25 protein-coding genes and 2 other annotated features are annotated in these 23556 nt (G+C 31.1%); of the genes, 2 read left to right on the top strand and 23 right to left on the bottom strand.

Annotated features, from left to right (window positions below):
* Window positions 1–38: 38 nt before the first annotated feature.
* The 7 genes from rpmA to AC1Q7N_RS01785 all read right to left on the bottom strand — a co-directional run bounded on the left by rpmA (window position 39) and on the right by AC1Q7N_RS01785 (window position 3566).
* The gene (rpmA, locus tag AC1Q7N_RS01815; protein ID WP_001830822.1) at window positions 39–323 is read right to left on the bottom strand and encodes a 50S ribosomal protein L27; all 285 of its coding nucleotides are present in this window, start codon (window positions 321–323) and stop codon (window positions 39–41) included.
* An 11-nt stretch (window positions 324–334) separates the two neighbouring features.
* Window positions 335–655, bottom strand: coding sequence for a ribosomal-processing cysteine protease Prp (locus AC1Q7N_RS01810; protein ID WP_001830797.1), 321 nt, complete (start codon window positions 653–655; stop codon window positions 335–337).
* Window positions 656–659: 4 nt separating this feature from the next.
* Window positions 660–968: a 50S ribosomal protein L21 gene (gene rplU / locus AC1Q7N_RS01805; protein ID WP_001830820.1), complete on the bottom strand. Its 309-nt coding sequence runs from the start codon at window positions 966–968 to the stop codon at window positions 660–662.
* A 12-nt stretch (window positions 969–980) separates the two neighbouring features.
* Window positions 981–1057, bottom strand: a sequence feature (ribosomal protein L21 leader region).
* Between the two features lie 32 nt (window positions 1058–1089).
* Window positions 1090–1611: a rod shape-determining protein MreD gene (gene mreD, locus AC1Q7N_RS01800; protein WP_001830764.1), complete on the bottom strand. Its 522-nt coding sequence runs from the start codon at window positions 1609–1611 to the stop codon at window positions 1090–1092.
* Window positions 1611–2450 carry a rod shape-determining protein MreC gene (mreC, locus tag AC1Q7N_RS01795; protein WP_002440165.1) on the bottom strand — a complete coding sequence of 280 codons (840 nt, stop codon included), beginning with the start codon at window positions 2448–2450 and terminating at the stop codon, window positions 1611–1613. The genes mreD and mreC overlap by 1 nt, the downstream gene beginning before the upstream one ends.
* A gap of 406 nt (window positions 2451–2856) precedes the next feature.
* The gene (locus tag AC1Q7N_RS01790; RefSeq protein WP_001830756.1) at window positions 2857–2997 is read right to left on the bottom strand and encodes a hypothetical protein; all 141 of its coding nucleotides are present in this window, start codon (window positions 2995–2997) and stop codon (window positions 2857–2859) included.
* Window positions 2998–3080: 83 nt separating this feature from the next.
* On the bottom strand, window positions 3081–3566 hold the full coding sequence (locus tag AC1Q7N_RS01785) for a DUF4930 family protein (protein ID WP_001832708.1): 486 nt from the start codon (window positions 3564–3566) through the stop codon (window positions 3081–3083).
* Window positions 3567–3730: 164 nt separating this feature from the next.
* Between AC1Q7N_RS01785 and AC1Q7N_RS01780 the strand changes: the two genes are divergently transcribed.
* Entirely contained in the window at window positions 3731–3910 is a 180-nt protein-coding gene (locus tag AC1Q7N_RS01780; RefSeq protein WP_001830753.1) for a hypothetical protein, read from the top strand.
* Window positions 3911–3973: 63 nt separating this feature from the next.
* Here the strand turns inward: AC1Q7N_RS01780 and radC are convergent, their stop codons facing one another.
* The 4 genes from radC to AC1Q7N_RS01760 all read right to left on the bottom strand — a co-directional run bounded on the left by radC (window position 3974) and on the right by AC1Q7N_RS01760 (window position 9451).
* The gene (gene radC, locus AC1Q7N_RS01775) at window positions 3974–4654 is read right to left on the bottom strand and encodes a RadC family protein (RefSeq protein WP_001830861.1); all 681 of its coding nucleotides are present in this window, start codon (window positions 4652–4654) and stop codon (window positions 3974–3976) included.
* Complete coding sequence (locus AC1Q7N_RS01770; RefSeq protein WP_002440170.1) at window positions 4651–5361, bottom strand: A24 family peptidase; 711 nt, start codon at window positions 5359–5361, stop codon at window positions 4651–4653. Before AC1Q7N_RS01770 ends, radC begins: the two co-directional genes overlap by 4 nt.
* A gap of 183 nt (window positions 5362–5544) precedes the next feature.
* Window positions 5545–6810 (bottom strand): bifunctional folylpolyglutamate synthase/dihydrofolate synthase, encoded by a 1266-nt coding sequence (locus AC1Q7N_RS01765; RefSeq protein ID WP_002440172.1) that lies wholly within the window; start codon window positions 6808–6810, stop codon window positions 5545–5547.
* A 10-nt stretch (window positions 6811–6820) separates the two neighbouring features.
* Window positions 6821–9451, bottom strand: a complete 2631-nt coding sequence (locus AC1Q7N_RS01760; protein ID WP_001830862.1) for a valine--tRNA ligase — start codon at window positions 9449–9451, stop codon at window positions 6821–6823.
* A gap of 43 nt (window positions 9452–9494) precedes the next feature.
* Window positions 9495–9730, bottom strand: a binding site (T-box leader).
* A 63-nt stretch (window positions 9731–9793) separates the two neighbouring features.
* On the opposite strand from AC1Q7N_RS01760, the gene AC1Q7N_RS01755 reads away from it, so the two are divergent.
* On the top strand, window positions 9794–10354 hold the full coding sequence (locus tag AC1Q7N_RS01755; RefSeq protein WP_001830783.1) for a DNA-3-methyladenine glycosylase I: 561 nt from the start codon (window positions 9794–9796) through the stop codon (window positions 10352–10354).
* A 166-nt stretch (window positions 10355–10520) separates the two neighbouring features.
* On the opposite strand, the gene AC1Q7N_RS01750 is transcribed toward AC1Q7N_RS01755, so the two are convergent.
* The 12 genes from AC1Q7N_RS01750 to AC1Q7N_RS01695 form a co-directional block, all read right to left on the bottom strand.
* The gene (locus AC1Q7N_RS01750) at window positions 10521–11588 is read right to left on the bottom strand and encodes an AbrB family transcriptional regulator (protein WP_001830878.1); all 1068 of its coding nucleotides are present in this window, start codon (window positions 11586–11588) and stop codon (window positions 10521–10523) included.
* Between the two features lie 348 nt (window positions 11589–11936).
* Window positions 11937–13220, bottom strand: coding sequence for a glutamate-1-semialdehyde 2,1-aminomutase (gene hemL, locus AC1Q7N_RS01745; protein ID WP_002456470.1), 1284 nt, complete (start codon window positions 13218–13220; stop codon window positions 11937–11939).
* 23 nt (window positions 13221–13243) lie between these two features.
* Complete coding sequence (hemB, locus tag AC1Q7N_RS01740) at window positions 13244–14218, bottom strand: porphobilinogen synthase (RefSeq protein WP_002440176.1); 975 nt, start codon at window positions 14216–14218, stop codon at window positions 13244–13246.
* Window positions 14208–14888 carry a uroporphyrinogen-III synthase gene (locus tag AC1Q7N_RS01735; protein WP_145376450.1) on the bottom strand — a complete coding sequence of 227 codons (681 nt, stop codon included), beginning with the start codon at window positions 14886–14888 and terminating at the stop codon, window positions 14208–14210. Before AC1Q7N_RS01735 ends, hemB begins: the two co-directional genes overlap by 11 nt.
* A 33-nt stretch (window positions 14889–14921) precedes the next feature.
* A complete protein-coding gene (hemC, locus tag AC1Q7N_RS01730; protein ID WP_001830811.1) occupies window positions 14922–15848 on the bottom strand; it encodes a hydroxymethylbilane synthase in 927 nt (308 codons plus the stop codon).
* Window positions 15849–15901: 53 nt separating this feature from the next.
* Complete coding sequence (gene ccsA, locus AC1Q7N_RS01725) at window positions 15902–16714, bottom strand: cytochrome c biogenesis protein (RefSeq protein WP_001832714.1); 813 nt, start codon at window positions 16712–16714, stop codon at window positions 15902–15904.
* Between the two features lie 21 nt (window positions 16715–16735).
* Window positions 16736–18082: a glutamyl-tRNA reductase gene (hemA, locus tag AC1Q7N_RS01720; RefSeq protein WP_001830773.1), complete on the bottom strand. Its 1347-nt coding sequence runs from the start codon at window positions 18080–18082 to the stop codon at window positions 16736–16738.
* A gap of 169 nt (window positions 18083–18251) precedes the next feature.
* A complete protein-coding gene (gene yihA, locus AC1Q7N_RS01715) occupies window positions 18252–18839 on the bottom strand; it encodes a ribosome biogenesis GTP-binding protein YihA/YsxC (RefSeq protein WP_001830838.1) in 588 nt (195 codons plus the stop codon).
* A 111-nt stretch (window positions 18840–18950) separates the two neighbouring features.
* Window positions 18951–20213 (bottom strand): ATP-dependent Clp protease ATP-binding subunit ClpX, encoded by a 1263-nt coding sequence (gene clpX, locus AC1Q7N_RS01710; RefSeq protein ID WP_001830765.1) that lies wholly within the window; start codon window positions 20211–20213, stop codon window positions 18951–18953.
* A 286-nt stretch (window positions 20214–20499) separates the two neighbouring features.
* Entirely contained in the window at window positions 20500–21801 is a 1302-nt protein-coding gene (gene tig / locus AC1Q7N_RS01705) for a trigger factor (RefSeq protein WP_001830810.1), read from the bottom strand.
* A gap of 160 nt (window positions 21802–21961) precedes the next feature.
* Window positions 21962–22885 (bottom strand): pseudouridine synthase family protein, encoded by a 924-nt coding sequence (locus AC1Q7N_RS01700; protein WP_001830807.1) that lies wholly within the window; start codon window positions 22883–22885, stop codon window positions 21962–21964.
* Between the two features lie 16 nt (window positions 22886–22901).
* Window positions 22902–23513: an NUDIX domain-containing protein gene (locus AC1Q7N_RS01695; protein WP_001830874.1), complete on the bottom strand. Its 612-nt coding sequence runs from the start codon at window positions 23511–23513 to the stop codon at window positions 22902–22904.
* Window positions 23514–23556: the final 43 nt, after the last annotated feature.

Here is a 23556-nt window from a genome sequence, read left to right as displayed (position 1 = left end):
CACCAGAAGTATTCACTTCTGGTGTTTACTAGACAAAATTATTCAGCAACTGCGTATACAGAAACTTGCTTTTTGTCGCGACCTTTGCGTTCAAACTTAACAACGCCGTCGATTTTAGCGAATAATGTATCATCGCCACCACGACCTACATTTTCACCAGGGTAGATTTTAGTACCACGTTGGCGATAAAGGATAGAACCACCTGATACATATTGACCATCAGCACGTTTTGCACCTAAACGTTTAGACTCAGAGTCACGTCCGTTTTTTGTAGAACTTACCCCTTTTTTAGATGCGAAGAATTGTAAGTTTAATTTTAACATCGGGATACACCTCACTTATAATTTAATTTGATATTTTCATTATATTCTTCTTCTATAGTTTGTAAAGAAACTAACATTGCTTGAAGAATTAATTGAGCTTCTTTGTTATTCGTATCAACACTTCTTATATGAAAATATCCGCCGTCATCTTCGTAGTTGATATCTGGCTTCTCTGATGTTAATCCCATTATAGCATTAACACTTCCAAATAAGACTGCTGATGCTCCTGCACAGACAATATCATGACCATATTCACCATGATTAGCATGACCATCCATGACTACATCTGTGACCTTACCTTCGTCATTAACCGTAATATCAACAGTAATCATACGATTATGCGTTGATTTTATCGATTGTTAATTTAGTATATGGTTGACGATGGCCTTTTTTACGTTTAGAGTCTTTGCGACGTTTGTAAGTGAAGACAGTAATTTTTTTACCGCGTCCTTGTTTATTAACTGTCGCAGTTACTGATGCACCTTCAACTGTTGGAGCACCAACTTTAACTGAGTCGCCACCTACAAATAAAACTTTATCAAAAGTGAATGAGTCACCTTCGTTAGCATTTAATTTTTCAACGTAGATTTCTTGACCTTCTTCTACTTTGATTTGTTTTCCACCTGTTTCAATTATAGCAAACATACTTTGCACCTCCTATATAATAAGTCACGCCATATACAGGTGACAATATGATTGTACTTCAACCTGTATGCGAGCGGTTGTATGTAGCTTGAAACTACTCAACTACTGCATCTTACCATCACTATGCCTTACTGTCAATTGTGTTTTTTACTTTTTTAGTAAATTTAATAATAATAGGAAATAACATAATCAGTAATAAAAAATTAATGATGAGAGTTGGAATAAGTCTTAATAATACAAATTCTATTAAATTAAATTTAATGAAACCTATTACTCCATAGATCATAGCCACATATACTTCTAAAAACATTGTGGATAATAAAATGATAAAAAATAATACAGAATAATCTCGATAAAAGATTTTAAAAAATTTATCAACTATAACAACTAAAATGATATAACCAAACATATATAAACCATATATACTTCCAAAATATAAATCAGTTACTATTCCGAAAAAGAATGCTAAAGACATAGCAACGCCAAAACCTCGGTAAACCGTCATGATAAGAATGTACATGATAGTTAAATGTGGTACAAAAATAATATCAATTTTCCCGAAATGCATGGGGATGGTAAGCCCTATAATGGTATCAATATAAAATAGAAGTATACCTATTAGAAAGTAATAAAAAGTACGCATTAATTATCACTACCTTCATCAGGTATAGTACTGACATCACGTTTAGCAACATACACATGAGTTAAATCTGTCATATCAGCTCCAGTTTTGACCCGTACTTGTTTAGCAAGCCCATATTGATCATTTTCGACTTTTGTTACTTCACCAATATATAACCCACTCGGTAATTGATCTGCTAATCCACTTGTTACTACTTTATCGCCTTTTTTAACGCTATCTTTGTTATTAATATCACTTATGATCAATTCTTCGTTTTTATTGTCGTATCGATCGATTAAACCAAAAATATTCTTAGTACCGTGATGAATATTAACAGATAATTTTCCTGCTCGAGTATGAGTGGAAATAAGGTCTACTTGTGATGAAAACTGATTAACTTTGGTTACTCTTCCAACTAATCCTTCTGTTGTCATGACGGCCATATTATTTTTTATACCTGCTTTGGAGCCCTTATCTATTAATATCGTATTCATCCATTGATCTGGGTTTCTCGCAATAACTGAAGTAGAAATAGGTTCATATTTTGATAAATCTTTGATATCAAGTTCTTTTTTATATTTCTTATTTTCTGATTCTAACTCTTCATTTTTAGCTTCAAGTTGTTTGATTTTATTTTTATCCTTTTTTGAGCTTCCTTTTTCAAATAAATCACCAATAGATCCAGTAACAAATTGAATTGGATAACTGATTACTCTTTGTCCAAATGATACAGAGTCTCCTACGTATTGTTCAGCTGGAGATTGGGTCTGAGAACGTATCGATAACCCTATTAATGCAATAAAAATAATCATTGCACATAAAACGACAATGAGCTTGTTATTTCTAAAAAACTTAAGCACCCAGAACACCTCTATATGACTAAAATTAGTATCTTAATATATTTTATATTACTCATTCAGTTAAATAAAGCACTAACTTTATGAAATTGATTCTATTTTATTATTTGTGACTATAGAGCTAACATTAATCAAACTGATTAATAAAATAGATAGAGTAAACGAGCTATGGAAAACTTCACTAAATCTTGATATAACTAGACTTCAAATAAATTTTTAATATAATCATTAACTGTCAGAACATAAAAGTGCCTGGAACAAAATTCATTGTCCCAGGCTTAACACAAATCATCAAAATTTTATTTCTATTAAATTATATTAAATTAAAATGATAAAATATTTACATCATTCTAAACTGAGTAATTTTACTTACTTTATAACGCTTACTGATTCACTTTATTTTGGTAAGTTATTCTTTATCTTTCTTCTTTGAAGACTTATCTTTCTTTTCATCTTCACTATAAAGTGTTTCTTCTTTTCTCCAGCGAGCAAAAAGATTTTGCGCTTTTGCTTGTTCATTAGCTTGTTTTTCTTTTGATTGTTCAGCCATTTTGAATCACACCAACCTTTATAAATAATCTATATAAACCCTAACGCATTTAAAACTGGTTTTCAAATGAATCATTCCTATTGTTATTGATAGGCTTCAATTGGCTTCAAATTAATAGGTTGTTTTAATTGATTTAGGTCTTCGTTCATTTCGAATTCAGTATTATAAACTCGGATATAATCATCACCGAATTTATAAATAATAAATTCGTCACCTTGTTGGCCAGCAAGATATTCGTCATTGAATCCCATACGTTCTAAACCTGAAACAGACATAAATTCTGCCTTATCAATCATATTAAAAACTGTCTTAATTTGACCTGCTGGAACATTATTGATGATATCATTTTCTTTTAAAATGTAACTTTTATCGTTACTAGGTTGTGAATAGAGTGTATTATTTTTTTGACTCACTTTCTGTGTGATATTTTGATGATGATTGTTCATATCATTAAGTGGGTTCCATTCTTGATTTTTGAGAAATGGTGCATGTTGAAGAGCTATATATATAATCAATATTATCGCTAATACTGCAATAATATTTTTAATAACACTAAAGATATATCTCATATAAGCCCTCCTTTTACAAATCAAATTTAGTATAATTTAAAATATTTTTCATTACATCAGACTATAGCCGTATAGATGATGTATCTATAGACCGATGGCAAATCAGTTAATATAATATATAATACTACATATACAATATAAGTGATTTAAGGAGGTTCAACATAATGAGCATTTTAACGATTATTTTAATTGTTTTGCTAGTCATCCTCTTATTTAAAGTTGGATTATCTATATTACGCTTTTTGATTTCAGTAGGCATTGTTTTGTTATGTATCTATTTAGGTTATCAAGGTGTATTATGGTTATTTGAACATTTTCAAAACTTTTCAGGTTTTATTCAATAATAAATCATAAGTTAGCTATACAAATTTTTTAATTAAAATTTTTAATGTATTTAGCTAGCTTTTTTATTTATCAAAATACCCCGCTTCAACTAAACTCGTAAATTTATTATCACCAATAATAATATGATCAAGTAAATTTATACCTAATATATCTCCGCACTCTTTAAGTCTATACGTTGTAGTAATATCCTCTTTCGAAGGTGTTACATCACCTGAAGGATGATTATGTACAACTATTATTGAATTAGAAGACTCTCTTATTGCAATATTAAATACTTCTCTTGGATGAATAATCGAACTATTCAATGTGCCTTTATATACCCAAGCTTGTTTTGTGACTATATTTTTTGAGTTAAGTAAAAGTACAACAAAATGTTCTTGCTCTAAATCTTTCATTGTCGACATCATCAGACTAGCAACATCACTAGGATGTGTAATCTGTACTTTGTCAAAAGTGCTTGTAGAATTAATACGTTCACCTAGTTCAAATGCAGCCTGTAATATTACAGCTTTATAAAGTCCAATGCCCTTTATTTTCAGTAGATCATTTATAGACAATTTTTTTAAATCTCTAATAGTGGATTGTTGCTTCAGTAATTCGTTTGCAATGTCAATACTAGAAAATCCTTTTCTACCAGTGTTTAAGAGAATTGCTAAAAGTTCAACATTGGATAGACTTTTAGCGCCATATGTAATTAAACGTTCTCTAGGTTTTTCATGCAGTGCCATTTCATTTATTCTCAATAAAATTCTCCCCCTAAAAGAAATAAAAGTTGGTGATAAACTGATGAAGTTACTACGAATGATAAGAATATAAATGGTATTAAAGGTAAATATTTAATATCTTTAAAAGAAAAAATTTTTAAAATTATGGCAAAAATCCCCCCAATGATAAACGTAAATACAACAATAAAAAAGAAAAAATTTAACGGAAATATAAGTCCCAATATATTAAAAAGCAATATGTCTCCATACCCTATAAATTTAGATGCGAATAGATAAATAACATGTGAAATCAAAAATATCATTATAAAATTACCAAAATAGGTTTGGGTTGTAAAAACAGATACGACTGTGTATACAAATAAGAGTCTCATATCAATATGCATTGAGTGAATATCGTAAAGACACATCGTCAGTAGAAACAGGAAAGTTATTAAAAATAATGTGAAGTGTATATTAAAATGAGTAGGATAATAGAGGAAAATAGCACCAAACGAAACGAGTTCTCCGATTAAATATAAACGTTGTAATGGTTGATTACAACAACGAGATTGTCCACGAAGTTTTAAAAAACTTATAATAGGCAGTAAATCTAAGGGTTTTATGATAGTATGACAAAAATCACAGTGAGACCTAGAATAAAGATATTGAAGTTTTAATATATTTTGATTGCAAAATTGATAAAGAAAACTAAATATAATGCTACAAGTATAGGCAAGTAATAGCATATATCACACTCCTCAACATTTATTATAAACAGTCTTAAACAAAAGTAAATATGAGAAGAATTTTACAATTCGTTCATGAGTATGTCTTCTTTCTAGACTTTTATAAACATAAATTATTAAAGAAGATTATACAAAGAAAGAGTGAAACTTACAGTTTTAACTGCAGTTGTCACTCTTTTGAATTTAATTAAAATTAATTTTTGCTTTTACCTCGCTGATGAAGTATAAACTTCCAGTAATAATCAGCCCATCACCTTCGTAATTTTCAATAAAATCAACATAATCATCAATTAAATGTAAATTATCTAATTTCAATTCTTCGGCAATTTCTTCTTTAGCTAATGCTTTTGGAAACTCAAAATCTGCTATATAGAATTTTGATGCAATATCATTTAATTTGTTAATCATACTATGAATTGGCTTTCCTTTAATTGCAGAAAATAAAATATCAATTTTATCTCTTCCATAATAATGTCTTATTGTGTCTACTAACGCATCAATACTTTCATTATTATGAGCACCATCAATAACCATTAATGGTTGTTCTTTTACTTGTTCTATTCTACCTGTCCAATTCACAGATTCTATACCGTCTATCATTTTATTAAAATCTAATTCTATGATTTGTCTTTCATTTAATTCAATGAGAGCAGTAATAGCAAGTGCTGCATTTTCCTTTTGATGTTCCCCTAACATATTAAGAATGATAGTTTCTAATTCATAATCTTTATACCGATATGTGAACTCATCATCTTGGGAGACAACGGTAATCTCCCGATCCAATTCAATTGGTTTTGCGTTCTGTTCAAGCGCATAATCTCTCACATACTTTAAAGCATCGTCATTTTTTACAGCATAAACAATCGGTATATGTGGTTTAATTATAGCTGCCTTATCTTTTGCAATATCTAAATAAGTTGTTCCTAAGATATCTGTATGGTCAAGTCCTATACTTGTGAGTATGGATAGCACAGGTTTAAAAACATTCGTCGAATCATTTTTAATTCCTAAACCTGCTTCAATTATCACAAAATCAACAGGATTTATCTCACCAAAATAAAGGAACATCATTGTTGTTATAATCTCAAATTCAGTAGCCCCACCTAAATCTGTTTCTATCTCTAAGGCTTCACTAACAGGTTTAACTCGTTCAACTAATTGAACAATTTCATCGTTCATAATTGGTACACCGTTTAAACTAATACGTTCATTGAAACTTTCAATAAATGGTGAGGTAAATGTTCCAACTGAGTAATCGTTCTCAATTAATGCGGTTCTCAAGTATGCAACAGTTGAACCTTTACCATTTGTTCCACCCACATGAATACCTCTAATTTTATGTTGGGGATTATTTAATTGTTCTAGCATCCATTCCATACGTTTGACGCCAGGTTTGATACCAAATTTAGATCTTTCGTGTATCCAATACAAGCTGTCTAGGTAATTCATGATCATGCTCCTATGCCTTTAATTGTTCAATTCTAGATTTAACACCATTATATTTTTCTTGATAATGTTGTTGTTTTTCTTTTTCTTCATTAATTATTTTTTCTGGTGCTTTATTTACAAAATTCTCGTTGGATAACTTTTTATCTACTCTATCTAACTCGCTTTGTAATTTATCTAATTCTTTTTCAAGTCGAGCAATTTCTTTGTCCATATCAATAAGACCTTCTAATGGCAAAACTACCTTACCAGCAACTACTACAGTTGTCATAGCTTTTTCTGGAATTTCAATCTCAGTATCAATAGTCAATTGACTTGGATTACAGAATTTGTGTAGGTAACTTATGTTATCCATAAGTGTATGTTTAATCTTTTCATCTTTAGTTTGAATTAAAATCGGTATTGCCTTAGATAACGGTGTGTTAACTTCAACTCTTGATTGACGGACAGATTTAATAATTTCAACTAATTGTTCCATTGTTTGTTTACTTTCATTAAAGATTAATGCTTGATCAACAGTTGGCCAGTTAGCTTTTACAATTGTTTCTCCATGATGTGGAAGACTTTGCCAAATTGTTTCTGTCACAAAAGGCATAAATGGATGTAACATTTTCATTATTTTATCTAAAACATAACTAAGTACTGATCGCGTCGTTTGCTTTTGAGATTCGTCCTCGCCATTCATAGGTATCTTGCTCATTTCAATATACCAATCGCAGAACTCATCCCAAATGAAATTATAAAGCGCACGACCTACTTCACCAAATTCGTATTTATCACTTAATTCGGTTACTGTAGATATCGTTTCATTTAATCTAGTCAATATCCATTGATCTGCTAATGACAAATTACCACTTAGGTCTATATCTTCGACTTTAAAATCTTCACCAATATTCATTAAACTAAAGCGGGCAGCATTCCATATTTTATTAATAAAATTCCAAACTGATTCAACTTTTTCAGTAGAATATCTCAAGTCATGACCTGGTGAAGATCCTGTTGCTAAAAAGTAACGTAGACTATCAGCGCCATACTCGTCAATAACATCCATAGGATCAACGCCATTACCTAATGATTTACTCATTTTACGCCCATCTTCAGCTCTGACTAAACCGTGGAGTAATACATCATTAAATGGTCTTCTATCAGTAAATTCTAATCCTTGGAAAATCATACGGGCTACCCAGAAGAAAATGATATCATAACCAGTAACTAATGCATTTGTCGGATAATAACGTTTAAAATCATCAGCATTTGTATCAGGCCATCCTAATGTTGAAAACGGCCAAAGTGCACTTGAGAACCATGTATCTAATACATCCTCATCTTGTATCCAATTCTCGATGTCTTCAGGTGCTTCTTCACCAACAAAGACTTCACCTGTATCTTTATGATACCAAGCAGGTATTTGGTGGCCCCACCATAGTTGACGCGAAATCGTCCAATCTCTAATTTCTTCCATCCAGCGATTGAATGTATTTTCAAATCTACCTGGGAAAAAGTCAATTCTATCTTTTGTATTTTGATTATCCAAAGCTCTTTGTGCCAAAGGTTTCATTTTTACAAACCATTGTGTAGACAAATAAGGTTCTACTATTGCACCAGAACGTTCAGAATGTCCTACTGAATGTGTATGTTCTTCAATTTTTATAACAAGATCTTGTTCTTTTAAGTCTTTAACAAGCTGATTTCTACAATCAAATCTATCCATCCCTTTGTATTTATCAGCTTTATCGTTCATCTTACCATATTCATCCATGACTATAATATTTTCTAATTGATGTCTTTGACCAATTTCAAAGTCATTAGGATCATGTGCCGGAGTAACTTTCATTGCTCCTGAACCAAATTCAATATCAACGTATTCATCAGCTAAAATAGGTAACTCTCTTCCTACAATAGGTAATATAACTGTTTTACCAATCACATCTTTATACCTTTCGTCATTTGGATTTACAACAATAGCAGTGTCACCTAACATAGTCTCAGGACGTGTAGTAGCTATTTCTATATATCCATTCCCATCAGCATAAGGATATTTAAAATGATAAAAAGCACCTTGGACATCTTCATGAATGACTTCAATATCTGATAAAGCTGTTCTAGCTTTAGGGTCCCAGTTAATAATTCTTTCACCACGATAAATAATACCTTTATTATATAAATCAACAAATACTTTTCTTACAGCTTTACTTAAACCATCATCTAACGTAAAGCGTTCTCTACTATAATCTAACCCTAAGCCAAGTTTAGCCCATTGTTGTCTAATAAATGTTGCATACTCTTCTTTCCAATCCCATGCTTGCTGTAAAAATTTTTCTCTTCCTAAGTCGTGTCTAGATATACCTTGTTCATTAAGTTTTGCTTCAACCTTTGCTTGAGTTGCTATACCAGCATGATCCATACCAGGCAGATATAAAGTATCGTATCCTTGCATTCTTTTCATTCTAGTTATTATATCTTGTAAAGTAGTATCCCATGCATGACCTAAATGTAATTTACCTGTTACATTAGGGGGCGGAATTACAATTGTATATGCCTCTTTAGATTTATCTTCAGATGGTTTAAAGTAACCATTACTTACCCATTCCTCATAACGACCCTTTTCAACTTCTCTTGGATCATATTTTGGTTTCATTTCCATATGTCTACCTCCTAAAAAATAAAAAGAACATCCATCCTATAAAAAATAGGACGGATGTTCTGTTCCGTGGTACCACCTATATTCAAGAAGAAATAATTCATTCTTTTCTTCAAGCACTTAAGTCTCTGATTAACGCTCATACACGCTTCTACCTACTTGTCGTCTATGTTTCAATAGAAGTTATAAAATAGGGCTACCTTCAGACTTAATCATTTACATATTCACAGCCACCATATGCTCTCTTTAAAATGATATAAACTTACTCTTCCCAAATAATATATTCTTTTACTCATTTATATTATAATGGATATTAAAATAAGTCAATGTATTGGAGATGAAATTATGAATGAATGTGCTTTTAACACAACTGATCCTATCTATATAGAGTATCATGATTATTATTGGGGACAACCAATCTATGATAGCAAAGAATTATTTAAGCTAATGGCTCTTGAATCACAACATGCAGGATTATCATGGTTGACAATATTAAAGAAAAAAGAATCGTATGAACAGGCATTTTACAACTTTGAACCTCAATTTATCGCACATATGACTGAACAGGATATTGATTATTTAATGAAATTCCCAAACATTATTCATAATCGTAAAAAGTTAGAAGCAATTGTGAGCCAAGCGAAGGGATATTTAAAAATTGAAAAAGACTATGGTAGTTTTAGTAAATTTTTATGGTCTTATGTAAATCATCAACCCATAAATATGGGTTATAAAAAACCTAGAGATCGTAAAAAAGTTGATCAAAGAGCTACTCAATTATCAAAAGATTTAAAAGCATATGGTTTTAAATTTTTAGGTCCAGTAACCGTGTTCTCATTCTTAGAAGCTGCTGGATTGTATGACTCACATCTTGAAGGATGTCCTTTCAAACCAAATCATGAGTGAAGCATAGACATAAGTTGCGCTGCGGATATTCAAACAATATGAGTTTTTCACGCATACTAAAAGTTTACAACGTTTAATTTATCTAGATTTTACTTTTAAGTAATTACAATTACTCGCAAATATTTTCGAAGTTTTATTTAAAAATGTATAACTTAAGTCATTAAAATCATTTATTATTTAATTTAACATTAATAAAATAACCAATTAGTGGCGCAATGACAAATAATATAAAAAATATTCTAAAAATGTGATAGCTTGAAATCATCGCTACATCAGCTCCAGTAGCCATAGCCACTAAAACTATTTGACTCATACCTCCTGGTGCTGCTCCTAAAAACAATTCATTGATGGATTCATTAGTAATCAAATGTATTCCTATTATCATTATAAACGTTGTGACTATGAGCATTATATTTTGAAAGGCTATTGCTATTGCAATTCTTCCCTTTAAATCACTCATTAAGTTGGCAATCTGTAATCCAATACGTATCATATAAATAAGTTGCGCTGTGGCTAACAACCAATGATCTAGTGAAAATGTTAAATGTGTTGTCATATTCCATATAATTAAAACTATTATAGGTGCTAATAATTGTTTAGTGGGGAAGTTAATTTTTGACATTCCTATATAGATGATTCCCACCATTGAGAATAAGATGATTATTTGCCATATATTTAAAGTCTGAGAAAGTGTGGGTACTTCCATTGTAGTATGATTCATTTCATGATGGTTATCCTGAAAAAAATACGAAATAAGTGGTACTAAAATAACAACAAATATTACACGTGATGTCTGTGTTAAACTCACAACTAATATATTTGCTTTCTTATTTTCTTCTGCCATCACTAACATTTGGCTTAGCGCACCTGGTATAACACTTAAAATTGCAGTTTCTAAATTTACTTGTGCAATTTTCTTAAAAAAGAATGCAATTATCAAAGCTAATAAAATTAGTAGGATAGTGACAAAAACGATAGTTAGCCAATTTTTACTTATGTCTTTAATCACTTGTTGTGTGAAGGTAGAGCCAATTTGAACTCCAAGTAGTATTAAACCAATTTGACTCAACCAAAATGGCCATCGTATTTTTAATTTTAATACTTTTACACATAATAACGCCGCTAATATTGGTCCAAACATAAATGGCAAAATCACATGTAACATTTTTAATAACAGACTTAACATAATAGCAATTAATAATATGATTAAATTATTAATAAAATTCCGCTTCAAAATACCACTCTACTTTCGTTAAAAGTAAGTCACAAAATTTCTAACTTTATTTAAATTCAAAGAGTAGAACAAAATGCATCTTAAATTCCTAGTCCACCATCGAACCCCAACTTGCCCTGTCTGTTGAATTTCTCAGTGAAATTCTTTTTGTTAGGGCCCCAAACCCCAACTCGCCTTGTCTGTTGAATTTCTAAGTGGAATTTACTGTATTGATGACATAACATAGCTTTAAAAGTTGATATAAGTGCATTTTTAATTCAGTTATAAACTACTTATAAGTTAAGAAAGTCTAGGACATTGACTTTTGCCCTAGACTCAATTAATTTAAATAATTATATTTTAAAATTATCACACAATACGACTTAATGCATTATCAAATGCTTGGATAGTTTTCTCAATATCATCTTTAGTATGTGCAGTTGATAAAAATGTTCCTTCAAATTGTGAAGGTGGTAGGAAAACACCTTCCTTAGCCATTTCTCTATACATATTACTAAATAATTTTAAATCACTTTTATTTGCTTCCTCAAAATTTGTTACAGGCCCCTCATTTAAGAAGTAACCAATCATTGAACCAGCGCGATTTACTGTGATTGGAACATTATGCTTAGCAAATACCTCTTTTAATCCTTTTTCAAGTATATCTCCTAGAGAATTAAAATACTCATAAGATTCAGGAGTAAGTTGACTCAATGTTTCATAACCACTAGTCATTGCTAAAGGATTACCTGAAAGTGTGCCAGCTTGATAAATAGTCCCAACAGGAGCAATGTAATCCATAATTTCTTTTTTACCACCAAAAGCTCCAACGGGTAAACCTCCACCTATCACTTTTCCTAAGCAAGTTAAATCAGGTGTTACACCAAAGTATCCTTGCGCACAATTATAACCTACACGGAAACCAGTCATCACTTCATCAAATATAAGTAATGCTCCATATTCATTAGTAATATCTCTTAAACCTTGTAGAAATCCATTCACTGGAGGCACTACACCCATATTTCCAGCAACCGGTTCAACAATAACACCAGCAATATCATCGCCATATTTTTCGAACGCTAATTTAAGTGAATCTAAATCATTATATGGCACCGTGATAGTGTTTTTAGCAATACCTTCAGGGACGCCTGGTGAATCAGGTAAACCTAGTGTTGCAACACCTGATCCTGCTTTAATCAATAAAGAATCACTGTGTCCATGATAACACCCTTCAAATTTTATAATTTTATTACGTCCTGTATAACCCCTAGCTAAACGAAGTGTGTCTAAAGTAGCTTCAGTTCCTGAGGAAACCATTCTTACTTTTTCAATTGAAGGTACACGGTCAATCACAAGTTCAGCAAGTTTATTTTCTTGAAGTGTTGAAGCGCCGAAGCTTGTACCTTTATCTACTGCTTCATGTAATTTGGATATAACTTGTTGATTTTTATGTCCCAGAATTAATGGGCCCCAACTTAGCACATAATCAATGTATTCATTTCCATCAATATCATATATTTTAGATCCTTCACCATGATCCATAAAAATAGCTGGTGTGTCTACTGATTTAAATGCTCTTACGGGACTGTTAACACCGCCAGGCATTAATTTCTCAGCTTGCTCCATTGCTTTAATAGATTTTTCAAAACTCATCATATGACCTCCTCAATTATCATCTATTTATCTAAATAACGACAGATATCTTTTGCAAAATAAGTAATTATTAAATCAGCACCTGCACGTTTCATAGATATCATTTGTTCCATAACAATTTTCTCTTCATCTATCCAACCATTTAACGCTGCTGCTTTTGTCATACTATATTCTCCACTAACGTTGTATGCTACGACTGGCACGTTCGTATTATTTTTTACATCTCTAATAATATCTAGATAACTTAAAGATGGTTTAACTATCATCATATCGCAACCTTCTTTAAGATCACTTTCCAATTCTCTTAATGCCTCTAAACGGTTTGCAGGATCCATTTGATAGGTTTTTCTATCCCCAAAAGAAGGTGCTGAATCTGCAGCATCTCTGAATGGACCGAAAAAGCTTGATGCATATTTAATACCATAACTCATGATAGGAATATTTTGATATCCCGCTTGATCAAGGCCTTCACGAATTTCAGCAACAAAACCATCCATCATATTACTTGGAGCAATGATGTCAGCTCCAGCTTCAACTTGAGAAATAGCTGTTTTTACAAGTAATGGAAGTGATTTATCATTGTCTACATCATGCGTATGATCGTCAATAACGCCACAGTGTCCGTGGTCTGTGTATTCACAAAGACAAGTATCTGCAACAATAAGTAAATCCTTATATAAATTCTTAGATATTCGTGTCGCTTCTTGAACAACTCCATTATGATCATATGCACCAGATCCAATGTCGTCTTTGTCATTTGGCACACCGAAGAACATGATTGCTCTAATACCTAAATCATATGCCTCTTTAATCTCTTCATGCAATAAATTTAAACTAATTTGGTATATGCCTGGTAGTGATTTAATTTCACTTTTTATATCATCTTGCTCAACTACAAATATTGGATATATTAAATCTTCTTTTCTAACATGAGTTTCTCTTACTAAATCACGCATTGTCTTAGATGAACGCAATCTTCTATGTCTATCAAATTTCATTTTGTTCCCTACTTTCTATTATTTTATCAATAAGTGAATCTAATGTTTGTTTATTTGCCACTTTTACAGATGTATTGAATTTTAAAATGGTCCTAGCAGTTTGCTTACCGATAGCAAAATAATGATCAAATTCAGGCACATTGTCCTCTTTGAAATAAAATTCAACTGCAGAGGAACTAGAAAAAGTCACTGCGTCTATTTGATGTTTTCTAACAAGAGACTTAACTTGACTTATATTTTTAAAATTCGGTACTGGTCTATATAAATCAATTTTAACGACTTCATTATATTTGCTCAATTGTTGAACTAATTTAGAACGTGCTTTTTCACTTGAGGGCAACAATAAATGTTGTTCGCTAATCTTAAACTCGTCCAAAAAGCCTTTTTGAGAAAAATCACGTGGCACAAAGTCGACACTAATACCTAATTCATTACAATACTGAGCTGTCTTATCACCTATAACAGCTACCTTTTTAACTTTAACGTTTTTTAAATAAGGATAAAAGTATTTTACTGCGTTTTTAGACGAAAAAATAAGCCAGTCGTAGCTATGATCAAGCAATTTTTCATTAAAATGAAGTTGTTTTAGTTGGATAAAAGGCTTATGGATAATATCAACTAAATGACTATGAACTTCATTCGTCTGCGTCATAACTATAACTGGTTTCATAAATTTATTTCACCTCTATAATAGAGTTTAGTATTATTCTGCTTCGTTTAATTTTTTAATTATGTCATAAGCACCTTGTTTTTTAAGTACTTGACTCACTTCTATACCCAATTTTACAGGATCAGTACCCAATGCTGTATGCTCATATCTTTCCTTACCATCTGGAGACATAATCAGTCCTGTAAATTCAATTTGGTTATCTTGAGCAATTGTTGCATATCCACCTATAGGAACCTGACAACTGCCATCCATTTCTGATAGAAAAGTACGTTCAGCAGTCACACATTGTGCTACATCATGATTGTGTACTTTAGATAGTAAATCTAAAAGTTCTTTGTCATCACTCCTACACTCAATACCAAGTGCACCCTGCCCTATAGCTGGCAGTAATATATCTCGATCAAGATAAGTCGTAACAATATTATCTGACCAACCCATGCGTTTTAATCCAGCAGCAGCTAATATAATAGCATCATAATCTTCAGTCTCTAATTTTTTTAATCGAGTATCAATGTTTCCACGAATCCACTTAATTTTTAAATGTGGGTATTTTGATAAAATTTGAGCGCCACGACGTAAAGAACTTGTACCTACAATGCTGCCCTCAGACAATTCTTGTAATGGTATATGATTTTTTGCTATATAGGCATCAAAAGGAATTTCTCTGTCAGGAATACATCCTAAGGTAAGACCGTCAGGAATCATACTTGGTACATCTTTTAGAGAATGAATCGCCATATCTATCTCTTTATTAAATAATTCATTTTGGATTTCCTTAACAAAAAGTCCTTTACCTCCAACTTTGGATAATTGTTTATCTACAATTTTGTCGCCTTTAGTTACAATTTCTTTTATTTCAATATCCAAAGACGGATCGATAAATTTTAATTTATCTATAAATTGTTGACTTTGTGTTAGCGCTAATTTACTTCTTCGCGACCCAACAATTAATTTACGCATACGTTAAATGCCTCCTCGATACCGGTTTTTTTATATGAAAAACAGGTTATTTCTTATCTAAAATGAGTTAAAAAGAATAAATTAATCATACACAAACAAAATAATATAATGTTAAAGTAGATAAGATTTCTTTGTGATATCCATTTTTTTATTCTAATGAAAATATAAACACCATATAATAAAGTAATAATTGTTGAAAATATTACTTTTGGATCTATAAATATTTGTTTACCGACTGCAAAGATACCCCATTGTGCACCTAAAATCGTACTTAATATAAGGATAATCCATGCAACAAGTGTTGAATAGAAAACGATGGTTTCTAAAGTAGCAACACTACCAATTCTAAAGTAATTTTGATCGAAATTTTTCTCCTTTAAATTTCGATATTGAATAATGTAGAGTAATGAATTTACAAATGCGATTGCAAAAAATGCATAACTTAATACTGCAAGTGCTATATGAACAAGTAATAATTCATTAATTACTGCAATTTGTTGAATTTGCGTTTGATAATGTTCAGGCTGAAAAGTATTTAAACTCATTAGGATAAATCCAATCAAATTAAGGAAAAAAACAGAAAAATTCATTACTTTAATCAAATTCAATATCAACGAAATTGATATAATAATCCAAGTTAAAGAGAAAAAAACGTCAAATATAGAACCTAGTGGCACTTGTTTAGTATGAATAAAAAAAATAGACAAAGAGATTGTTTGTAAAACCCAAACAATCCCTAATGAATAAAAACCTACAGTTCTAGTCTTATAATTTTTATTAATGAAATCAACAAAGTAACATATAATACTAAACAGATAAATCATTAATATGATTTCATGAAATCGAATTAACAGGGTTTCTTGCATATCATCACCAAATTAATATGCTTATTCAAAACTAAATATTCGATGCGCTAAGATTTCCTTTGCTCTACTCTCTTTTTCTAACTTTGCTTTTTCACGAGGATCTTCGGCTTCAATATCAAATATGTTTTGAAATAGCTCTAATTTTTCATTACTTTTTTTATCAGTACTTAATTCCTTAGCCTGTTTGATAGGATCTTTTAACATTTGATTGATAATACTTTTTGTATGTTTCGAAATGACTTTACGTTCTCTTTCAGAGAGATCTGGCAATTTACGATCAATACTTTCCATAGTTTCTGCTTGGATATTCATAGCTTTTTCACGTAAAGCTCTGATTACAGGTACAACACCAAGCATATTAACCCATTCGTTGTGTGAATCAATCTCCTCAGGTATTTGTCCTGCAATAGTTTCAGCAGCTAATTGACGTTCTCTTAAATTGGCATCTACCAAATCTTTCAAATCATCAACATCATAATTAAAAATATTTGTAATTGCATCAATCCCTGGTTCAATGTCTCGTGGAACCGCAATATCAATCAGAACTAATGAATCCAGTTTTCTAGTTTCTGAAATTGTTTTCACCATAGAATTAGTGATGATATAGTCTTCAGCACTTGTAGAACTAATTACTATGTCCGTTGTTTCTAATAAAGATGGTAATGCTGAAAGTGAATCATATGAAACATTGTGTTTTTCGGCTAAAATTTTAGCTTTAGATAATGTCCGATTAACAATTGTTACATTTGAAATTCCAGAACCTAAAAGATTTAAGAGTGATAATTCACCCATTTCCCCTGCTCCAATAACGACAGCATGTTTACTTTTTAATTTTCCAAATACCTTTTTAGCTAATTCAACAGCAGCATAAGAAACACTCACAGCATTATCTGCAATGTCTGTTTCACTGTGTGCTTTTTTAGCAAAAGTAATCGCTTGTTTAAATAAATGATTAAAAATCGTTCCAGTTGTACCAGTATTTTGCGCTAAGAAAAATGCATCGCGCATTTGTCCTAAAATTTGTGTTTCACCAAGCACAATTGAATCTAAGCCAGAAGTGACACGCAATAAATGTTCAACTGCATCGTCCCCCACTTTAACTTCCGACATATCTTTAATATCATCTACCTCAAATCCAAAAGAGCGCGCTAAAAATCTTTGTATATAATAACGTCCTGTATGAACTTGATCAACAATAGCGTATACTTCAGTACGATTACATGTAGATAAAATGACATTTTCTAAAATTGCTTTAGTTTCATATAAATCTTCATGTGCTAATCGTAAGGCATCATCTCTAAAAGCAACTTGCTCTCTTAATGTTACATCAGCTGTTCGATGATTTATGCTAATTGCAACAAAATGCATTTATAACGCCCTCCATATACTAACAATAAAACAAGTATAACACATTTAAAAAGATGTTTAAGTGGAATGCTTAAATAAATTAAAAAGATTATAATCTACATTCAATTTTTTGCCAAAATACCGACATTTTTTAATTGTGGTTAAAATACATTTCTCTAATTGAAAAAATTTATATATATGTTTCAATAAAGTTCCAAATTTCTTGCTGTTTACTATTTTTAATTGAAGAATAACTTATAATATTATCTCCAGATTCTAATTCTAATTTGTCTTTTATTCTTTTGATATGCTTTTGTACTTTTCCTTTGGCAATTTTATCTTCTTTAGTACATATTACAAGTGTTGGTATATCAAAATGTTTAAGATAATTGTACATAAGCACATCATCTTCAGTAGGTTGATGTCTTAAATCGACAAGTTGAATAACAAGTTTTAAATTCTCTCGTTGTGTAATATATTCTTCAATCATTTTACCAAATTTTTCTCGTTGAACTTTACTTACTTTAGCGTATCCATATCCTGGTACATCAACAAAAATAAGTTGTTCATCTATATTATAGAAATTCAATGTCTGTGTCTTACCAGGTTGTTGTGACGTTCTCGCCATATTTTTACGCCCAATCATACTATTAATAAATGTAGATTTCCCTACATTTGAGCGTCCACTTAACGCTACTTCTGTTAATCCAGTGTCAGGATACTGTGCTTTTTTTACAGCACTTATAATTAAGTTAATATTATTAAAATTTATATTCATAGACTTCCTCTTTCTTATACTATTGTATAATTAACTTTAACATTTTTTTCTATATTTACATATAAAAAAACCGAGTCACAATTCACGTGACTCAGTCTTAAATCAAATATTTTAAGCAGATGTCTTGTTCTTATTAATTAGATTTCCTTCATCATCATATAATTCAGGCTCAATTTCTTCATTAATTGTTTGTTCAGTAATGACTACTTTACTTACATTTTCAGAAGAAGGTACATCATACATGATGTCAATTAATGCTTCTTCTATAATTGAACGTAATCCACGCGCTCCTGTTTTACGTTCGATTGCTTTTTCACTTATAGCAGATAGAGCCTCTTCAGAAAACTCTAATTCTACATTATCTAACTCTAGCATTTTAGTGTATTGTTTAACTAGCGCATTTTTAGGTTGAGTTAAAATATTTTTAAGTGCAGCAACATCTAAAGTTTCAAGATTAGCAACTATAGGTACACGACCAATAAATTCTGGAATTAAGCCATATGATTGGAGATCCTCTGGACGAATTTGTTCCAGTAAAGCTTCTTCATCATATTTATCTGCTTCATTACTAGCAAATCCTATCACTTTTTCTCCTAAGCGTCTCTTAATGACTTCATCGATACCATCAAAAGCTCCACCTAAGATAAATAAGATGTTTGTCGTATCAATTTGGATTAATTCTTGGTTTGGATGCTTTCGACCACCTTGAGGCGGTACACTAGCAGTTGTACCTTCTAAAATTTTAAGCAATGCTTGTTGTACACCTTCACCAGACACGTCACGCGTGATTGAAGTGTTTTCAGATTTACGCGCAATTTTATCAATTTCATCGACATATATAATACCTTTTTCAGCTTTATCAATGTCGAAATCAGCAGCTTGAATAAGACGTAATAAGATGTTTTCTACGTCATCACCTACATAACCTGCTTCTGTTAAACTTGTAGCATCAGCAATTGCAAATGGTACATTTAGTGTTTTAGCTAGTGTTTGAGCTAATAATGTTTTACCGCTACCAGTTGGCCCAATTAATGCGATATTACTTTTTTGTAATTCAACATCATCTTCATTCGGACCCAATTGTTGAATACGCTTATAGTGATTATATACAGCAACTGCTAATGATTTTTTGGCTTTTTCCTGACCAATGACATATTCATTGAGGTGATCCATAATTTCTTTAGGAGTTGGTAACTCCGTAAATCCTTCAGATGTATTTTGTGCTAATTCTTCTTCAACGATTTCTGAGCACAATTCAATACATTCATTACAAATATAAACGCCACTTCCTGCGACTAATTTTTTTACTTGATCTTGATCTTTACCACAGAAAGAACATTTTAAATTTTCTTCATCTTCATTGAATTTGAACATTCTTTTTTACACCCCTATTCCATAAAGACTATACTAAAAAGCATTCTACAATGCAACTTAACATATTTACAATCAAGATGCTTAAATAACTTGGAGCGGGACAGAAATCTTATTCTTAATGAATGATTTCATTGTCCCGCCCCTAAATTTCATTTAACATCAACAATTATAAATCATAATGATGCTATATTAAGTTGTCAATCTATACAATTGACACTGTCTATATTTAATTTAACTTATAGACAATTGACTAATTCAATATTATGCATTCATTTAATGAACGATACTAGTCTTCTTTAGTAGCTTCAACATATTTCGCATTATCTCTTAATAAATCAATAACTTTTTGAATGCGTACATCATTTTTAACAATATCTGTATTACCTAAAGTAGATTTAATATCTTCTACAGAAATGTTAAATTGCTCGCTCATTTTTTCTAATTCTTTATCAATATCTTCATCAGATACTTCAATATTTTCTTCATCAGCAATCGCAGTTAACGTTAAGTTTGTTTTAACGCGTTGTTCTGCATCGTCTTTCATTTGGTCTCTTAGTTGCTCTTCGTTTTGACCAGAGATTTGATAATATGTTTGCAAATCTAAGCCTTGTTGTTGGATTCTTTGACCAAATTCTTGAATCATACGATCTAATTCAGTATTAATCATTGCTTCAGGAATATCAATTGAAGCATTTTCTGTTGCTTTATTAATAGCTTCTTCTTTTTCAGTATTTTCAGCTTCAGTTGCTTTCTGTTCACTTAAACGTTTGCGAAGATTTTCTTTATATTCGTCCACGTTTTCAGCATCAGAATCTAATTCGTTAGCAATCTCATCATTTAATTCTGGTACATCTTTGAATTTAATTTCGTTGACTTTTGTTTTAAATGTAGCTTCTTTACCAGCTAATTCTTCAGCGTGGTATTCTTCTGGGAATGTTACAACTACATCTTTTTCATCGCCAGTTTTCATTCCTTCTATTTGTTCTTCAAAGCCAGGAATGAATGATCCAGAACCAATTTCTAGGTCATAACCTTCAGCTTGTCCACCATCAAATTCTTCACCATCAACTGAACCTGAGAAATCAATGTTTACTGTGTCACCGTTTTCAACAGCACCATCTTCTTTAACAACCATTTCAGCAAGGTGACTTAAGCTATGGTCGATTGATTCTTGTAATTCTTCATCAGAAAGGTCAGTTTCTTGCTTTTCAATTTCTAATCCTTTGTAATCACCTAATTTAACTTCAGGTTCAACTGTAACTGTAGCTTCAAAAATGAAATCTTTACCTTTTTCGATTTGAGTTACATTAACTTCTGGTTGTGCAACTGGATTAATTTCTGTTTCTTCAATTGCTTCACCATAAGCTTCAGGTAATAAAATATCCACTGCATCTTGATAAAGTGCTTCTACACCAAAACGTTGCTCAAAAATTGGACGAGGCACTTTACCTTTACGGAATCCAGGCACATTAATTTGTTTGACCACTTTTTTAAATGCTTGATCTAATGCTTTATTTACTTTCTCTGCAGGAACAGTAACAGTTAAAACGCCTTCATTACCTTCCTTTTTTTCCCAAGTTGCTGTCATGTATAAATACCTCCATGATTGACTAATTTATTTTTTCAACTTCCCTATTATAGCATAGGTTTTTAGCGTTAACAAACTTTGAAAACGATGGGTTATTCAAGTTTATTTTCAACGATTTCTATATTAAAATTCTTTTTCTCAATTTGCAACAAATTAAATTTTACATTTCATTATCTAATGATTTAATGAATTGTAAAGTATCATTGTTACAGCCATTTATATCTATACCAATTAATTGTTTGAAGTAAACATCATATGCATCTATCCAATTATCAATAGTGTATAACGACTCTATATCTATAGGATACATGAGTATAGAATGATTATTCATAATATGTTGTGCTTCTTTTAAAATATGCAACGCTCCATCTTCTAATCTATTCATTACGACAGGAATGACCTTGTCTTTTATCGTCGTATGCTCAATGCCACTTAAATGATTAGGGTTTACATTGATAGTTTCACCATATTTATGGATTGTAATTGTATGAGAATATTCAGCAAATCTTAAATATTCCAACATTAAGCTCACTAAATTTTTTGGTAAATCCATAGAAATTAGTATATTCGCTACTGATTCTTTAAAATTATAATGTCCATTATCAATAAGTTGTAATATTAAAGAAGTTTGTTCACGTGTGTTAAGCGAACCGAAATCTGATAAAGATGAGGACAATGCCTTTCTATCTTCATCAAGTCTCGATATCGCATATTCTTTAAGTGGAAAAAGTTCCATTCTGGTTTTATGATTTTTAACTTCATCGATAATTTGATTAATTACTTCAACTGCTTCATTAAATTGACCTAAGCCATTCAGACTTTTAATATAATATATCATCAATTCGTCATAACAGTTGAATCCACGTTTTAACAAAATAATTGCCTCTTCTCGTAACTCTAAATAAGCATTCAATTGTAAAAGCATCTGGCATTTCTTTAGTGCAATCTCCTCGTTAAGGTCGAAATGCTGTTCATATACATTAAACAATTGATACATCTTTTCAAAATCTGCATTTCTTTCTGCATCATTTATTTGCTTAATCATTTTACTTTTAGACTGTGGAAAAGGTATAATATCAGCCATTAATTTAGCACTCCAATCATGATATATCTTGAAGAATTAATGCACTCCATGTTTCAAAATCCTCATAGGATTGAATGTCGCCTTGTTCTATCCATTTAATTTTTAGCGTATCAGTTTCTTTAGCTTCAACATCGTTTGAATGCACAGTGATTTTAAATACGACGCCCATATGAACTTTACCCACATCATTGTCATCATCATTTATAAAACCTAAATATTCCATATTTTGAGATTTATTATTACTTAATCCTACTTCTTCTTCTAATTCTCTTTGAGCATTAACTCTTAAAACTTCATTAATAGAATCAGCTCCAACAACATCGTTCATATGACCACCAACACCGATTGATGACTGACCATGTAACCGTTCTTCTCCACCACCAGAAAGACGTTCGTAAATAAGGATTTCACCCTTCTCATTTTCTAGTAGGCAATATGATATTAATTGTTTAAACGATGGATCATCTTCCATATCACCACGTCTTTTCACTTCATATTTACTTAACGCACTAAAAATTTCTTTTCCTTTGAAATTATTTTTATGTAAAAAACCATTAAAAGCATTCTTATCTTTGTTAAATAAAATATCTCTGTTTACAACAATTATTTGTTCATCAAATTTAGACATGATTATCTCCTTTTAGATATAGTATACTATCAGTCATTTTAGC

The sequence above is a fragment of the Staphylococcus sp. GW823-FHT05F06 genome (genome assembly GCF_058795495.1).
This window is presented reverse-complemented; position numbering and strand designations above follow the sequence as displayed.

Coding starts and splice junctions, on each gene's coding strand:
- rpmA (WP_001830822.1), bottom strand. CDS start 323: ATGTTAAAATTAAACTTACAATTCTTCGCATCTAAAAAAGGGGTAAGT.
- AC1Q7N_RS01810 (WP_001830797.1), bottom strand. CDS start 655: ATGATTACTGTTGATATTACGGTTAATGACGAAGGTAAGGTCACAGAT.
- rplU (WP_001830820.1), bottom strand. CDS start 968: ATGTTTGCTATAATTGAAACAGGTGGAAAACAAATCAAAGTAGAAGAA.
- mreD (WP_001830764.1), bottom strand. CDS start 1,611: ATGCGTACTTTTTATTACTTTCTAATAGGTATACTTCTATTTTATATT.
- AC1Q7N_RS01790 (WP_001830756.1), bottom strand. CDS start 2,997: ATGGCTGAACAATCAAAAGAAAAACAAGCTAATGAACAAGCAAAAGCG.
- AC1Q7N_RS01785 (WP_001832708.1), bottom strand. CDS start 3,566: ATGAGATATATCTTTAGTGTTATTAAAAATATTATTGCAGTATTAGCG.
- AC1Q7N_RS01780 (WP_001830753.1), top strand. CDS start 3,731: ATGAGCATTTTAACGATTATTTTAATTGTTTTGCTAGTCATCCTCTTA.
- AC1Q7N_RS01770 (WP_002440170.1), bottom strand. CDS start 5,361: ATGCTATTACTTGCCTATACTTGTAGCATTATATTTAGTTTTCTTTAT.
- AC1Q7N_RS01765 (WP_002440172.1), bottom strand. CDS start 6,810: ATGAATTACCTAGACAGCTTGTATTGGATACACGAAAGATCTAAATTT.
- AC1Q7N_RS01760 (WP_001830862.1), bottom strand. CDS start 9,451: ATGGAAATGAAACCAAAATATGATCCAAGAGAAGTTGAAAAGGGTCGT.
- AC1Q7N_RS01755 (WP_001830783.1), top strand. CDS start 9,794: ATGAATGAATGTGCTTTTAACACAACTGATCCTATCTATATAGAGTAT.
- hemL (WP_002456470.1), bottom strand. CDS start 13,220: ATGAGTTTTGAAAAATCTATTAAAGCAATGGAGCAAGCTGAGAAATTA.
- hemB (WP_002440176.1), bottom strand. CDS start 14,218: ATGAAATTTGATAGACATAGAAGATTGCGTTCATCTAAGACAATGCGT.
- AC1Q7N_RS01735 (WP_145376450.1), bottom strand. CDS start 14,888: ATGAAACCAGTTATAGTTATGACGCAGACGAATGAAGTTCATAGTCAT.
- hemC (WP_001830811.1), bottom strand. CDS start 15,848: ATGCGTAAATTAATTGTTGGGTCGCGAAGAAGTAAATTAGCGCTAACA.
- ccsA (WP_001832714.1), bottom strand. CDS start 16,714: ATGCAAGAAACCCTGTTAATTCGATTTCATGAAATCATATTAATGATT.
- hemA (WP_001830773.1), bottom strand. CDS start 18,082: ATGCATTTTGTTGCAATTAGCATAAATCATCGAACAGCTGATGTAACA.
- yihA (WP_001830838.1), bottom strand. CDS start 18,839: ATGAATATAAATTTTAATAATATTAACTTAATTATAAGTGCTGTAAAA.
- clpX (WP_001830765.1), bottom strand. CDS start 20,213: ATGTTCAAATTCAATGAAGATGAAGAAAATTTAAAATGTTCTTTCTGT.
- tig (WP_001830810.1), bottom strand. CDS start 21,801: ATGACAGCAACTTGGGAAAAAAAGGAAGGTAATGAAGGCGTTTTAACT.
- AC1Q7N_RS01700 (WP_001830807.1), bottom strand. CDS start 22,885: ATGGCTGATATTATACCTTTTCCACAGTCTAAAAGTAAAATGATTAAG.
- AC1Q7N_RS01695 (WP_001830874.1), bottom strand. CDS start 23,513: ATGTCTAAATTTGATGAACAAATAATTGTTGTAAACAGAGATATTTTA.